Origin of the sequence: Sphaerisporangium fuscum, from assembly GCF_018531465.1 — a bacterium.
GTDB classification, from domain to species: domain Bacteria; phylum Actinomycetota; class Actinomycetes; order Streptosporangiales; family Streptosporangiaceae; genus Sphaerisporangium; species Sphaerisporangium fuscum.
Genome location: NZ_JAHDTF010000004.1, coordinates 153,857 through 168,972 on the forward strand (window position 1 = coordinate 153,857; position 15,116 = coordinate 168,972).

The 15,116-nt window shown below is 69.9% G+C and carries 10 protein-coding genes; 3 read left to right on the top strand and 7 right to left on the bottom strand.

Going from position 1 to position 15,116, the window contains the following annotated elements:
- Positions 1-26: 26 nt before the first annotated feature.
- Positions 27-500, bottom strand: a complete 474-nt coding sequence (locus KIK05_RS05725; RefSeq protein ID WP_214409491.1) for a MarR family winged helix-turn-helix transcriptional regulator — start codon at positions 498-500, stop codon at positions 27-29.
- A gap of 60 nt (positions 501-560) precedes the next feature.
- Between KIK05_RS05725 and KIK05_RS05730 the strand changes: the two genes are divergently transcribed.
- Positions 561-977: a cupin domain-containing protein gene (locus KIK05_RS05730; protein WP_214409492.1), complete on the top strand. Its 417-nt coding sequence runs from the start codon at positions 561-563 to the stop codon at positions 975-977.
- A gap of 6 nt (positions 978-983) precedes the next feature.
- Here the strand turns inward: KIK05_RS05730 and sppA are convergent, their stop codons facing one another.
- From sppA to KIK05_RS05760, 6 genes are all read right to left on the bottom strand, one after another.
- Positions 984-2,675, bottom strand: a complete 1,692-nt coding sequence (sppA, locus tag KIK05_RS05735) for a signal peptide peptidase SppA (RefSeq protein ID WP_214409493.1) — start codon at positions 2,673-2,675, stop codon at positions 984-986.
- Between the two features lie 4 nt (positions 2,676-2,679).
- Positions 2,680-5,154: a 1,4-alpha-glucan branching protein GlgB gene (gene glgB / locus KIK05_RS05740; protein WP_250562302.1), complete on the bottom strand. Its 2,475-nt coding sequence runs from the start codon at positions 5,152-5,154 to the stop codon at positions 2,680-2,682.
- 122 nt (positions 5,155-5,276) lie between these two features.
- Positions 5,277-5,813, bottom strand: a complete 537-nt coding sequence (locus KIK05_RS05745) for a hypothetical protein (RefSeq protein ID WP_214409494.1) — start codon at positions 5,811-5,813, stop codon at positions 5,277-5,279.
- A gap of 84 nt (positions 5,814-5,897) precedes the next feature.
- Entirely contained in the window at positions 5,898-7,328 is a 1,431-nt protein-coding gene (locus tag KIK05_RS05750) for a maltokinase N-terminal cap-like domain-containing protein (RefSeq protein WP_308249769.1), read from the bottom strand.
- Positions 7,325-9,037, bottom strand: coding sequence for a maltose alpha-D-glucosyltransferase (gene treS, locus KIK05_RS05755; RefSeq protein WP_214409495.1), 1,713 nt, complete (start codon positions 9,035-9,037; stop codon positions 7,325-7,327). Before treS ends, KIK05_RS05750 begins: the two co-directional genes overlap by 4 nt.
- 44 nt (positions 9,038-9,081) lie before the next feature.
- The gene (locus KIK05_RS05760) at positions 9,082-11,103 is read right to left on the bottom strand and encodes an alpha-1,4-glucan--maltose-1-phosphate maltosyltransferase (protein WP_214409496.1); all 2,022 of its coding nucleotides are present in this window, start codon (positions 11,101-11,103) and stop codon (positions 9,082-9,084) included.
- A gap of 409 nt (positions 11,104-11,512) precedes the next feature.
- On the opposite strand from KIK05_RS05760, the gene glgP reads away from it, so the two are divergent.
- Positions 11,513-14,116, top strand: coding sequence for an alpha-glucan family phosphorylase (glgP, locus tag KIK05_RS05765; RefSeq protein WP_214409497.1), 2,604 nt, complete (start codon positions 11,513-11,515; stop codon positions 14,114-14,116).
- 213 nt (positions 14,117-14,329) lie between these two features.
- Positions 14,330-15,103, top strand: coding sequence for an enoyl-CoA hydratase/isomerase family protein (locus tag KIK05_RS05770; protein WP_214409498.1), 774 nt, complete (start codon positions 14,330-14,332; stop codon positions 15,101-15,103).
- Positions 15,104-15,116 lie beyond the last annotated feature (13 nt).

The following is a 15,116-nucleotide window of genomic DNA, read 5'->3' on the forward strand; positions in this document are numbered from 1 at the left end:
GCCGATGTGCCCGCTCGTGGCGAAGGTCATTGGTACCCGCCGAACCAGCCCGGGACGTCGAGGCGGAAGAATTCGGCCGGGGTCAGCCGGCGGAGGTCGGATTCGAGGGCGCGCAGGCGGTCCTCGCCGATGATCTGCGCCCAGCGGGCCCGCAGGTCGTCGAAGATGCGGGCCGCCCGGACGAGGCTGTCGACGCCGCGGTCGGTGAGGCGGACGACCTTGCGGCGGGCGTCGTTCGGATCGGTGCCGCGCTCGACGTAGCCGATACGGGTGAGCGCGTCGATCGTCTTGCCCGCCGCCTGCTTGGACACGCCGAGGCGGCGGCCGAGTTCGGCCGCGGTCGTCCCCTGCGGGCCGATGGCCTGCATGACGAAGCCGTACATCGGCCGCACGTCAGGATGCCCCTGGCGGGCGAGCTCGGCGTGGAGCTCGTCGATCAGGGTGCGGAACCCGAGGAGCAGCCTCAGGGGCAGCTCGAAGCCAGGAGGGTCAGTTGACACGATGGACAACCAGGTTCACCATATAGACAACCACGTTGTCCATTGTAGGAGATGTTCGGGATGTCCGTCATTCGCCATGCCCAAAGCCGCCGTACCGAGACGCCCAACGCCGTCATGACCACCTTCGCCTCGCCCACCCAGGGAGGGGCGGGGCTGGCGATGTGGCGGGTCGACATGCGGGCCGGGCAGTCAGGGCCGGTCCACGCGTTCGACGTCGAGCAGGTGTGGACGTGCCTGTCCGGGGGCGCCACGGTGGAACTCGGCGAGGAGAGTTTCGTGATCGGGGCCGGTGACACCATCGTCATGCCCGCCGACGTGCGACGGCAGGTGCACGCGGACCAGGAGTCCGGCCTGACCGCGATCGTCGCCGCCCAGCCCGGGGGCCGGGCGTACTCCCCGGACGGCACGCTGGAGCCGGCCGGCGACGCCTGCGCGGTCCGCGACGGAGACAGGCTCATCCCCGCCTGGACCGCCTGACACACCTCAGCGAATGGTCCACCAGGTGGGGAGCATGAGGGGGCCGTAGGACGGGAGGCCGAGTTCGGCGGCGAGGCGGGTCAGGGGGCCCCAGGCCTCCAGACGGATCCGGGTGAGTGCGGCCGCCTTGTCCTCGCTGGACTCCGGCGGGCGCAGCCGCTCCAGCGGATGCATGCGGGGATAGGTGCGGACCGAGGCGTCCCTGGGGAGGTTCGCCCTGCTGCGGGCGAGCGCCAGGGCGTCCTCCAGGCCGCCCAGCTCGTCGACCAGCCCGCCGCCGAACGCGTCGGCGCCCGTCCACACCCGGCCCCGCGCCAGCTCGTGCGCGCGGTCGCGGTCGATGCCCCGGCCCTCGGCGACCTTGCCCACGAAATCGTCATAGATACGGTCGAGCCAGGCGTTGACCCGGGCCCACTGCGGCTCGGAATAGGCACGGCTGGGGGAGAACATGCCGGAGTTGGCGCCGACGTCGACCGCCTCGGAGGTGACGCCGATGCGGCCGAGGAGCTCGCCGATCGACGGCTTGCCGCCGAACACCCCGATCGAGCCGGTGAGAGTGCCCGGCTGGGCGACGATCACGTCCGCGGCCATCGACACGAAGTAGCCGCCGGACGCGGCCAGGTCGCCCATCGAGACGATCACCGGCTTGCCGGCCCGGCGGGCGAGGACGACCTCACGCCAGATGGCGTCGGAGGCGACGTACGACCCGCCGGGACTGTCGACGCGGAACACGATCGCCTTGACGTTGTCGTCGCGGCGGGCGGCCCGGAAGGCGGCGCAGATCGTGTCGGACCCCATGGCGCCCCCGCCGCCGAGCGGGCTACGGCCGCTGCGGCCCAGTCGGATCATGCCGTTGCCGTGGATCAGTGCCACGACCCGCTCGCCCGGGTGCGGGATCTTCTTGGTGATGGCGCCCCTGGCGTACCGCGAGACGTACAGCAGGAGGTCGCCCTCCTGGCGGATCTCGTCGTACACCTCGTCGCGGTAGGCGAGCCGGTCGACCAGCCCCGCCTCCACGGCCTCGGCGCCGATGAACGGGCCCTTGTCGATCAGCTCGCGCACCCGCTCCGGCGGCAGGCCACGCCCCTCGGCGATGCCGGCCACGATCTGCTCGATGACGGACTCGGCGATGCGGGCCGCCGACTCGCGGTGCGCCTCCGTCATGTGGTCCTGGGTGTACATGTTGGCCGCGGTCTTGTACTCGTGCCGCTGGCCGATCTGGTATTCGACGCCGACCTTGTCCAGCGCCTTCTTCAGGAAGCGCTGCTCCAGCGAGATGCCGGTCAGCCCGACGTCGCCGGACGGCTGGAGGTAGACCTTCTCGAAGGCGCTGGCGAGGTAGTAGGGCACGGTGCCCGCGCCGAACTCGCCGAACGTCTCGGCGTACGCCACGGTCAGCTTGCCCGCGGCCCGCAGCTGGACGACGGCCGTGCGCAGCTCCTGCACCATGGCGAGCCCGATGGGCCTGCCGCCCAGCTTGACGACCAGGCCCTTGACCCGAGGGTCCCTGCGGGCGCGGCGCAGCCCGTCGAGCACGTCGGCCAGGCGGGTCTTGCGCATGGACAGGACGGCGCCGAGCGGATCGGCGGGCGCCCCCTCGGTGAGCCCTTCGGTGAGATCGAGCTCGAGCACCACGGGCGCGGTGCGCCGCTGCCGGAACCGGTCGACCGTCTCCTTGATCGCCTTTGTCGCGTCCATAGCGCTACCCTAGGCGACGATTTCCCTTGGTAGGCGCGTCGCCGGCACCGGGTTCGGCCGGAGGGGCGACCGCGGCGGCCCCGGACGGCGGCCCGGCGGTCCCCTCGGCCTTCACCACGGTGTCCGCGGGCTCCGCGACGGGCTCCTCGGCCGCCACGACGGCCTCCGCCGACCGGACGAGCGTCCCCTCCGCCTGCGCGACGACCTCGCCGGCCCGGATGCCCCCCTCCTCGGTGGCGGGCTCGTTCCGCAGACCGGCGCCCGCCTCGATCTCCGACAGGAGTGCCCGCTCGCCGGCGACCTCGGCCTCCTGCTCGCTGCCGGGTGAGCCCGCGCGGCGCAGCCACAGGGCGCCGAGCGGCGGGACCCGCAGGCTGACGGAGTACGGCAGGCCGTGCCAGGGCTCGTCGACGGCCTCCACCGCGCCGAAGTTGCCCACGCCGCTGCCGTGGTACGGGTAGGCGTCGGTGTTGATCACCTCGTCCCAGCGGCCCCCGGCCGGCAGGCCCACGCGGTAGTCCTGGTGGGGACGGCCCGAGAAGTTGGCCACGCAGGCCACCATCGAGCCGTCGTCCCCGTGGCGGACGAACGAGAAGACGTTCCCCGAGGCGTCGTCGGCGTCGATCCACTGGAAGCCCTTGGGCGAGTGGTCCTGGGAGTGCAGGGCGCGCGTCTCGCCGTACACCCGGTTGAGGTCGCGCACCAGCTTCTGCACGCCCTGGTGCGGCTCGAAGTCGAGCACCCACCAGTCGAGGCCGCGTTCCTCCGACCACTCCGACCCCTGGCCGAACTCACCGCCCATGAACAGCAGCTTCTTGCCGGGGTGGGCCCACATGAAGGCCAGCAGGGCGCGCAGGTTGGCGAAGCGCTGCCACTCGTCGCCGGGCATCTTGCCGAGCAGCGACCCCTTGCCGTGCACCACCTCGTCGTGCGACAGGGGCAGCACGAAGTTCTCGGAGTAGGCGTACATCAGCGAGAACGTCATCTGGTGGTGGTGGTACTGCCGGAACACCGGTTCGTGCTTGAGGTAGGCCAGGGTGTCGTGCATCCAGCCCATGTTCCACTTGAAGCCGAACCCGAGCCCGCCGAGGTAGACCGGCCGGGAGACTCCGGGCCACGCCGTCGACTCCTCGGCGATCGTGACGATGCCGGGCTCCTCGCGGTAGACGAGAGAGTTCATCTCCTTGAGGAACTCCACCGCGTCGAGGTTCTCGCGGCCGCCGTACTGGTTCGGCGTCCACTCGCCTTCGCGGCGCGAGTAGTCGAGGTACAGCATCGAGGCCACCGCGTCCACGCGCAGCCCGTCGATGTGGAACTCCCTGAGCCAGTACAGGGCGTTGGCGACCAGGAAGTTGCGCACCTCGTTGCGGCCGAAGTCGAAGATGTAAGTGCCCCACTCCGGGTGGGTGCCGCGCCGCGGGTCGGCGTGCTCGTACAGCGGCGTGCCGTCGAAGCGGGCCAGCGCCCACTCGTCCATCGGGAAGTGGGCGGGCACCCAGTCGAGCAGCACGCCGATGCCGGCCGCGTGCAGCTCGTCGACGAGGTGACGGAACTCGTCCGGGCTGCCGAAACGGGAGGTCGGCGCGTAGTAGGAGGTGACCTGGTACCCCCAGGAGCCGCCGAACGGGTGCTCGGCGACCGGCAGGAGCTCCACGTGGGTGAAGCCCATGTCCTTCACGTAGCCGACCAGTTGCGTGGCGAGCTCCTGGTAGCTCAGACCGGGACGCCACGAGCCGAGGTGCACCTCGTAGACGCTCATCGGCTCGGCCATGGCGTCCCGCTCGGCCCGCGCGCGCAGCCACTCGTCGTCGCGCCAGGTGTAGTCGGAGGCCTCGACGATCGAGGCGGTGGCCGGGGGCCGTTCGGTGCGGCGGGCCATCGGGTCGGCCTTGGACCGCCAGACGGAGTCGGCGCCGAGGACGGAGAACTTGTAGTGCTCGCCGGGCCCGATGCCGGGGATGAACAGCTCCCAGACGCCGGAGCCGCCGAGGGACCGCATGGGGTGGGCCGCGCCGTTCCAGTGGTTGAAGCCGCCCTCGACCCGGACGCCGCGCGCGTTGGGCGCCCAGACGGCGAAGGCGGTGCCCTCCTCGTCCTCGTGCCGCATGACCCGCGCGCCGAGGACCTCCCACAGGCGCTCGTGGCGGCCCTCGCCGATCAGGTGCAGGTCGATCTCGCCGAGGGTGGGCCAGTGGCGGTACGGATCGCCCACCTCGTGCGGCTCGCCGCCCGGGTAGGTGACCCGGAGGCGGTAGGCGGGGATCTTGTCCACGCCCGGCAGCGTCACGGTGAAGATCCCGTACGCCTCGTGGGGCATGTCGTGGACGCCGCCGTCCTCCAGCACGAGCTCGACCTTCTCGGCGAGTGGCTTCAGCGCCCGCACCGTGAGCCCGTCGGGGGTGAGGTGCGCGCCCAGGATCGAGTGGGGATCATGGTGCGCACCACCGGCCAGCCGGTTCAGGTCAAGGTCCGCGTTCATCAATCACCGCTCCTCGGCACCGTCACTGCGTTCATGAGCTAACCCTGCCCCAGATCAGCGCGCCAACCCATGTTGTCGGCCCGAACCCGTCATGTCTGGGCAAATCATGCGGGCCCGGAGTCTTATCCCCACTTCAGGACACGGATGGCGCCGGTCGACAGGTCGGCGATGATCCTGCCGGCGTCGAGCATGCCGCCGTCCGGGAACCAGACGAACAGCTGCAGGCACCGGTGGGTCTCGCAGCCGTGCCGCCGGAAGATCAGTGTACGGACGCGCAGGGTTGTGGGTGTGGGCTCGTGACCGTCTGCCGCGTGGGCGTACCGCTCGCGTACGGCCCGTCCCAGTGCGGGGTGGCCGAGCAGCAACGCGGCCGCCTGCCGCTCCTCCGCAGGGGAGGGGGCGCCGGGCCAGGTGGTCTCCGGAGAGGCGGCGGGAAGATCGTCGGCCCAGGCGACGGAGGAGCCGGTACGGCGGGGCGCGGGCGCCGGGGGGTCGTTGTTCGTGGCCGGACGGTCACCCGGCTGCCGGTGGTGGCGTGCGGCGCCGGGCTCGTGGGCGGGCCGGGCCACCGCGACGGCCGTCACGACGCCCGCGCACGCGACCACGACGGCCAGCCGCCGGCGCCGCGCCCATCCTCCGCTGTCACTGTGCGCACCCATGGTGACGCGCAGCGTATCCGAAGCGCTGCGCCCGCGGAGGCGTGCCCGGCGGGCCGCCGCACGGCGGCGCCGATTTCCCTCTTGTCAGAGTTCCGGTTCGGTGAAGGCGGCCAGCGGGATCGGGAGCCAGGAAGGGCGGTTGCGGGACTCGTAGACGACCTCGTAGGCCGCCTTGCTGAGCTCCAGGGCGCGCAGCAGCACCGCGTCCACCCCGCGGATGCGACCCCCGCCCGCCGAGTAGCCGGCGACGAACGCCGCCCGGTTGCGCTGGGCCCATTCGGCCGCCTTCCGCTGGAGACTCCCGGCCTGCGGGTGGTCGGCCAGCAGGTGACGGGCCGCGTAGTCGAACGACCTGAGCATCCCCGCGACGTCCCGCAGCGGCGAGTCGAGGGCGCGGCGCTCGCTGAGCGGCTGCCCCGGCTCGCCCTCGAAGTCGAGCACCACCCACTCGCCGGGCGTGCGCATGACCTGCCCCAGGTGGTAGTCGCCGTGGACGCGCTGGACGGTGACCGGAGTGCCCATGTCGGCGAGCTGGTCGAAGGCGTCGTAGGCGGACTTGGCGTGCTCGGACAGCTGCGGCACCTCGGCGATGGCCCCTTCGAGGCGGCGCCGGAAGCCCTCCACCATCCGCTTCACCTCGGTCGCCTCGATCGTGCTCGTCGGGAAGGCCGCCGCCATCTCCTTGTGGAGGTGGGCGGTGGCCACGCCGAGGCGGTGCGATTCGGCGGCGAAGTCGCCTCCGGCGTCGGCGGCGGTCATGCCCGGCAGTGAGCCGTAGAGGTCGCGGACACTGGTCAGCGCGAGGGCCCAGCCGTCGCTCGCCGTCGGCAGGAACTCCTGGGTGAAGGCGAGAGTGGTGTTCTCGCCGGCGACCTCGGTCTCGATCCATCCGTATGGCCTGGCGATATTGGGCGATCCCCTTTCGGCGAGCGCGCAGACCACCTCCAGTTCCGGGTTCAGGCCGGGGACCAGCTTGCGGAAGAGCTTGCAGATGTAGGCGTCCCCGAACACCAGGGACGTGTTCGACTGCTCCGCGCCGAGGACGAGGCTCCGCAGGGCGGTGTCGATGCGAGTGCCCGGTATGTGGCGGAAGCGGAGCGGCCCGAGCTCGGCGTCCTCCGCTATGGACGTCAGCAGGACACCGGTGACCTCGGCGTCGTGCACGGCGTCGTAGGCGAAGCCGTCCTCGGTCTCCCCGATGGCGACGTGCCGCAGCCGTTGCGGCAGCTCGGGACGGAAGCCGACCAGGAGCTGGTAGCGGTCGGTCTGGGTATCCTGGCGGACCGTTATGATCAGGTGGCTCAAAGTGACGTCGTGCTCACCTGACGGTCTCGCCGTGCCGTCCGTGGTCCCGGAGGATCCCGCCACATCGCTGTGGAAGGATTCTGCAGGACCACGAAGTGGGACGGGCGTGATGGTCTCTATGGTCAGTTCGGTGATCGCGCGGCCCTTGCCGGCGAACCACCGCTGTGAGGTGATCCAGCCGGCAAGTAGCTCTTCGAGAGTATGTCTCACGTCTCCTCGGCTGCTGCGCTCGTGGGCGGAAGGGTGAACCAATAGAACCCATGCCCAGGAAGCGTCAAAAGATACGGAAGTTCGCCAATCGGTGGGAATGGCACTCCACCTGTGCATTCGACGGGCGTGACGCCCTCGAACCTCCGAAGATCCAGCTCCACGGGCTGGGGGAAGCGGGAGAGGTTGTTGACGCACAGCACCCGGTCGTCGCCGAGCTCGCGGACGAACGCCAGGACGCTGGGGTTGGAGGAGTTGAGCTCGGTGAACTCGCCGAGACCGAAGACGGGGTGCCGCTTGCGGATCTCGATCATCTTGCGGGTGAAGTGGAGGAGCGAGCCGGGGTTCTTCTGCTGTGACTCGACGTTGAGGCCCTGGTAGCCGTAGATCGGGTCCATGATCACCGGCAGGTAGAGGCGGCCGGGGTCGCAGTCGGAGAAGCCGGCGTTGCGGTCGGGGGTCCACTGCATCGGCGTGCGCACGCCGTCGCGGTCACCGAGCCAGATGTTGTCGCCCATGCCGATCTCGTCGCCGTAGTACAGCACCGGGCTGCCCGGCAGGCTCATGAGCAGGGCGGTGAACAGCTCGATTTGGTTGCGGTCGTTCTCCAGCAGCGGGGCGAGACGCCGCCGGATGCCGACGTTGGCCCGCATGCGCGGGTCCTTGGCGTACTCGGTGTACATGTAGTCGCGCTCTTCGTCGGTCACCATCTCGAGCGTCAGCTCGTCGTGGTTGCGCAGGAAGATGCCCCACTGGCAGTTCTCGGGGATCTTGGGCGTCTGCGCCATGATCTCGGAGATGGGGTAGCGGGTCTCGCGGCGCACGGCCATGAAGATGCGCGGCATCAGCGGGAAGTGGAACGCCATGTGGCACTCGTCGCCGCCGGTGACCGCGTCGCCGAAGTACTCGACGACGTCGGCCGGCCACTGGTTGGCCTCGGCGAGCAGCACCCGGTCGGGGTACAGCTGGTCGACCTCTTTGCGGATGCGCTTGAGGTAGGCGTGGGTCTGCGGGAGGTTCTCGCAGTTGGTGCCCTCCTGCTCGAACAGATAGGGCACCGCGTCCAGGCGGAAGCCGTCGATGCCCAGGTCGAGCCAGAAGTTCAGGACCTCCACCATGGCGTCCTGAACCGCCGGGTTCTCGTAGTTGAGGTCCGGCTGGTGGTGGAAGAACCGGTGCCAGTAGTACTGCCCCCGGACCGGATCGTAGGTCCAGTTGGAGGTCTCGGTGTCGATGAAGATGATGCGGGCGTCGTTGTACTGCTCGCCGTCGTCCGACCAGACGTAGAAGTCGCCGAAGGGGCCGGTGGGGTCGTGGCGGGAGGCCTGGAACCACGGGTGCTGGTCGCTGGTGTGGTTCATGACCAGGTCGGCGATGACGCGCATGCCGCGCTTGTGCGCCTCGTCGACCAGCTTGATGAAGTCTCCCAGATCACCGAAGTCCGGGAGGATCTTCATAAAGTCGGAAATGTCGTAGCCGCCGTCTTTCAGCGGTGATTCGTACAGCGGCAGGAGCCACAGGCAGTCGACGCCCAGCCACTGGAGATAGTCCAGTTTGCTGATGAGGCCACGGATGTCTCCGGTGCCGTCGCCGTTGGAGTCGGCGAAGCCCCGGATGAGGACCTCGTAGAAGACGGCGCGTTTGTACCAGTAAGGGTCACGTGGCGTTTCGTGTGTGAACGTGTCCGGGACGGGCTGAGGCGTCAAGCTCACCTGTGGACTCCCCGCTGTGCTTGTGCTCGCTTTTCGCCGTCGCGCTAGGGCTGGCTCGGCGTTCGCATTGTGAGGACGTGGGCTGGGTTGATGTGCGGATCGAGACGTACGTAGTTGGCTTCCCGCCAGTGGTAGGACTCGCCCGAGAGCTCGTCGTCCACCACGAATTCCGCGCCCCAGTCGAGGCCGAGGGCGGGCATGTCCAACCGGACCGTCGCCTCGTGCGTGTTGTGCGGATCGAGGTTGACGACGACCAGGACCACGTCGCCTACACCATGCCGTCGTGTGGAAGGGTCGTAGGCGCCGGGCAGCCGCTTCGAGAAGCAGACCATGTCCGGGTGGTCGATGTCGTGGAACCGTAGGTTACGCAGTTCCTGGACCGCGGGGTGGGCTCTTCGGAACAAATTCAGTCTCGTGATGAAAGGCGCCAGGCTGCGGCCATCGCGTTCCGCCCCGGCCCAATCGCGAGGTCTGTACTCGTATTTCTCGCTGTTGAGATATTCCTCGCTTCCCGGGCGAACCGGGACGTTCTCGCCGAGTTCGTAGCCCGCGTACACACCCCACGACGGTGACGCCAGCGCCGCCAGCACCGCCCTGATCTTGAACGCCGGCAGGCCGCCGTTCTGCAGGTATTCGTGAAGAATGTCGGGAGTATTGACAAAAAGATTCGGTCGCAGGTAGTGCGAAGTCTCGTGGGAAAGCTCGTTCAGGTAGCCTTCGAGGTCGCTGCGGGAGTTCTTCCACGTGAAGTAGGTGTACGACTGGTCGAACCCGATCTTGGCCAGCCCGCGCAGCATCGGGGGCCGGGTGAACGCCTCCGACAGGAAGATCACGTCCGGGTCCTCGGCCTTGACCTCGGCCAGCAGCCGCTCCCAGAAGCCCACCGGCTTGGTGTGCGGGTTGTCCACCCGGAAGATGCGCACGCCGTGCTCGACCCAGTGCCGCACGACCCGCAGAACCTCGGCGTAGATGCCCTCGGGGTCCTTGTCGAAGTTCAGCGGGTAGATGTCCTGGTACTTCTTGGGAGGGTTCTCGGCGTAGGCGATCGAGCCGTCGGCCCTGATCGTGAACCACTCCGGGTGCTCCTTGACCCAGGGATGGTCGGGGGAGCACTGCAGGGCCAGGTCGAGCGCGACCTCCAGCCCCAGTTCACGCGCCCGCCGCACGAAGACGTCGAAGTCCTCGATCGTGCCGAGGTCGGGGTGGACGGCGTCGTGCCCGCCCTCCTCCGAGCCGATCGCCCAGGGGGACCCCGGGTCGTACGGCTCGGGGTGCAGGGTGTTGTTGCGCCCCTTGCGGAAGGTCTGGCCGATCGGGTGGATCGGCGGCAGGTACACCACGTCGAAGCCCATGCCGGCCACGGCGGGCAGCCGCTCGGCGGCGGTGCGGAAGGTGCCGGACTTGGGGACGGCGCCCTCCTCGACGACCGCGCCCTCCGAGCGGGGGAACAGCTCGTACCAGGAGCTGAACAGCGCCCGCCGCCGGTCGACCCGGATGCGGTGCCTCGGGCCGCGCGTCACCAGCTCGCGCAGCGGGTGGGCCTCGAGCGCCCGTGCCGTCTCCGGCAGTTGCGCCACCGCCAGCCTCGCCCGTGGGTCGAGGTCGTCGTCGCGCAGCCGCTCGGCGACGTCCTGCAACGCCGCGCGGTGGGTGCACTCCTCGCAGCCGGCCTGCCGTACGCCCTTGGCGGCGCGCTCGAACAACCGCGCGCCCTCCACGCACATCAGATCGGTGTCTATGTCACGAGGGATCTTGATCCCGGCGTCGTGCAGCCAGGTGGCGATGGGGTCGCTCCAGGCCTCGACGCGGAAGTGCCACTCGCCTTCCGTGGGCAGCGTGACCTCGACGGACCAGCGATCGGTGCCGGGCACCTGCTCCCGCATGAGCAGAAGGGGGCCGCGCGCGCCGCCTGGGCCGGTCAGCACGACCCCGGCCGCCACCGCGTCGTGTCCCTCGCGGAACACGGTGGCGCTGATCTCGAAGGTCTCGCCAGCCGCCGCCTTCGCGGGCCACTGCCCGCACTCGACAACAGGGTGGATTTCCTGTATTGGGATGCGTCCGATCATCGTGTCTCAAGGTAGCGACGACGCACCGGGCGCCGCCGGAGATTGTGCGGGCAAGGATGGATCTTTGCTTTCACGTCGGTTCTGGGTGGTGCCGTGGCTATGTCCGGGCATGGTCATCTTCACCCCCAGAGGTGACGTTTAACAGTCTTGAGGCTGAAGGTGCGGTGTGCGGTTCTTCTATGCCACTGCCCCCATAGTCCCTCTTCAAGCCTGCTTGAGAGAACTTAGGGGTAGTCGCTCGAGACTCGGTCAAGTCCACCATGATCAAGTTGTGATCACAGCAGGTCGTCGGCTTTAGTGAGGTTTGAGGCGGTTCGCTAGTGGTGAGAGCGAAACGCATGAGATCAGGCAAGCGCACAAGAGTGTTTCGGTCGCGCTTCGCGGCGCTGAGTAACTAGGGTCTGGCCCCGTGAGAGCAATCCGCAGGTTCACCGTCCGTACCGTCCTTCCCGTGGAGCTTGCCGCCCTCGGCGAGCTCGTGCACAATCTGCGCTGGTCCTGGCACCCGGAGACCATGGACCTGTTCGCCGAAGTGGATCCCGACACGTGGGAACGAGTCGGGCACGACCCGGTCGCGCTGCTCGGAGCGGTGGAGGCCGACCGGCTCGCCGAGCTGGCTCGTGATCGCAGGTTCCTCCGCAGGCTTGCCGACGCCGCGGACGACTTGCGGGAGTACATGACCGCGCCGAGGTGGTACCAAACCCTCCCCGACGCGCCGGCCGCGATCGGCTACTTCTCGCCCGAGTACGGCATCGCCGCCGCTCTCCCGCAGTACTCCGGCGGCCTGGGCATCCTGGCCGGCGACCACCTGAAGGCCGCGAGCGATCTCGGCGTGCCCATCCTCGGGGTGGGGCTGCTCTATCGCCACGGCTACTTCAGCCAGTCGCTGTCCGCCGAGGGGTGGCAGCAGGAGCACTATCCCAGCCTCGACCCCGGCGGCCTGCCCCTCAGCCTCCTCAAGGAGGCCGACGGCAGGCCCGCGCGCATCGCCATCCCGCTGCCGGGCGGCCGTTCCCTCCACGCGCAGATCTGGGTCGCCCAGGTCGGCCGCGTCCCCCTGCTGCTGCTCGACTCCGACGTCGCCGACAACGACAACGCCGCGCGCGACGTCACCGACCGGCTCTACGGCGGCGGCACCGACCACCGCCTCATGCAGGAGCTGCTGCTCGGCATCGGCGGCGTGCGCGCCATCAGGGCGTACTCCCGCATCACCGGCCACCCCGAGCCCGAGGTCTTCCACACCAACGAGGGCCACGCCGGGTTCCTGGGCCTGGAGCGCATCCGCGAGCTCACCGAGCACCGGCTGTCGTTCGACGAGGCGCTGGAGGCCGTCCGGGCCGGCACCGTCTTCACCACCCACACCCCGGTGCCGGCGGGCATCGACCGCTTCCCGGCCGAGATGATCGAGAAACAGTTCGGCGGCGACAACGCCTGGCCGACCGTCCCCGTGGAACGCATCCTGGCGCTCGGCGCCGAGCCCCCGTCGCCCGACTCCAAGCCCGAGGAGTCCGTGTTCAACATGGCGGTCATGGGCATGCGCCTGGCCCAGCGGGTCAACGGCGTCTCTGAGCTGCACGGCAAGGTCAGCCGCGAGATGTTCCAGGGGCTGTGGCCGGGCTTCGACCTCGACGACGTCCCGATCGGGTCGATCACCAACGGCGTCCACGCGCCGACCTGGGTCGCGCGCGAGGTGATGGAGCTCGCGGGCAAGGAGCTGCCCACGCTGATCGAGGAGGCCCAGGGCTGGGAGAGCGTGCAGAAGCTCTCCGACGAGGAGATCTGGGAGATCCGCGGCAAGCTGCGCGGCCGGCTCGTCGAGGCGGCCCGCGACCGGCTGCGCACGTCCTGGCGGGCCCGCGGCGCCTCCACCGCCGAGCTCGGCTGGATCGACGAGGCCCTCGACCCGAACATCCTGACCATGGGCTTCGCCCGCCGCGTCCCCTCCTACAAGCGGCTGACCCTCATGCTGAAGGACCCCGAGCGGCTGAAGTCCCTGCTGCTCGACCCGCAGCGGCCGATCCAGATCGTGATCGCGGGCAAGGCGCACCCGGCGGACGAGGGCGGCAAGAAGCTCATTCAGCAGATCGTGAGGTTCGCCGACCAGGAGGACGTCCGCCACCGCATCGTCTTCCTGCCCGACTACGACATGGCCCTCGGGCAGCTCATGGTGCAGGGCTGCGACGTGTGGATGAACAACCCGCTGCGCCCGCTCGAGGCCTGCGGCACCTCCGGCATGAAGGCCGCGCTCAACGGCGGCCTCAACCTGTCGATCAGGGACGGCTGGTGGGACGAGTGGTACGACGGCGGGAACGGCTGGGCGATCCCCACGGCGGACGGCGTCGAGGACCCCGACCGCCGTGACGACCTGGAGGCCGCCGCGCTGTACGACCTGATCGAGCGCGAGGTGGCCGACCGCTTCTACGACCTGGCGGGCGGCTCCTACCCCCGGCGCTGGCTCGACATGGTCAAGCACACCCTCAGCTCGCTCGGCCCCAAGGTCCTCGCCGGGCGCATGCTGCGCGACTACGTCGTCGACCTGTACGAGCCGGCCGCCCAGTCGGCCCGCGAGCTCACCAAGGGCGACCTCGCCAAGGCGCGCGAGTTCGCCGCGTGGAAGCTGCGGGTCAGCCGGGCCTGGCCGGGGGTGCGGGTCGAGCACATCGAGGCGTCGGGCATCGGCGACACTCCGGAGCTCGGGGCGTCGATCCAGGTGCGCGCGACGATCGCCCTCGGCGAGCTGTCCCCGGACGACGTCAGCGTCCAGGCGGCGTACGGCAAGGTCGGCGTGCACGACGAGCTGCTCGGGCCGTCCTACATCGACCTGTCGGCGGGCTCGGCCGGTGACGACGGCAAGGTGACCTGCACCGGGGTCGTGCCGCTCGACCGCACCGGCGCCTTCGGGTACACCGTCCGGGTCGTGCCCTCGCACCCGCTGATGAGCTCCCCGGCCGAGCTCGGGCTGATCGCGCTGCCGGAGGAGCCGGTCGGCATGACCAACGGCACCCTCCGCTAGTCGAGCGCCGGGCCGGGGACGTACCGGAAACGGAGCCCCGGCCCGGCGTACCGGCCTTCCGCGGCCGTACGCCGCCCTGGTCGTGCAGGGCAGGCGGCACGCGAGGCGGTGGCCGACGAGGTCACCGGGGGACTGCCTGGTCTCGGTGATCGCGTACGCCCGTATGGTGGTGCTGCGGCATGCCGCGGGTCACAGGCCACCGAGGAGGACAGCATGGCGGAGTTCGTACGCATCGAGGTCAGCGGCCGGGTCGCGACCATCAGGCTGGACCGGCCGAAGATGAACGCCCTCAACCGCCAGATGCAGACCGAGCTCGGCGAGTGCGCGCGCCGGATCGACGCCGACCCGGACGTCCACGCCGTCGTGATCTACGGAGGCGAGCGGTCGTTCGCCGCCGGGGTCGACATCAAGGAGATGGCCGATATGGGTTATGCCGACATGTCGGCACACTCGGCCGATCTCCAGGCGTGCTTCACCGCCGTCGCCAAGATCGGCAAGCCGGTCGTCGCCGCGATCACCGGATACGCCCTGGGCGGCGGATGCGAGCTGGCGCTCTGCGCCGACTTCCGCGTCGCCGGGGCCGGCGCCAAGCTGGGCCAGCCGGAGATCGCGCTCGGCCTCATCCCCGGCGCGGGCGGCACCCAGCGCCTGCCCCGCCTGATCGGCCCCGCCAGGGCCAAGGACCTCATCTTCACCGGCCGCCACGTGGACGCCGAGGAGGCCCTCGCCATCGGCCTGGTCGACAAGGTGGTCCCCGACGCCGACGTCCACACCGAGGCCGTCGCCCTGGCCGAACGCTTCGCCGGCGGCCCCACCCTCGCCCTGCGCGCCGCGAAGCAGGCCATCGACCACGGCCTGGAGGTCGACCTCACCACCGGCCTGGAGATCGAACGCCTCCACTTCTCGGCCCTGTTCGCCACCGAGGACACCCACACCGGCCTGCGCGCCTTCACCGAGAAGACCAAGCCCGACTTCACCGGCCGCTGAGCCGGGAGAGGGG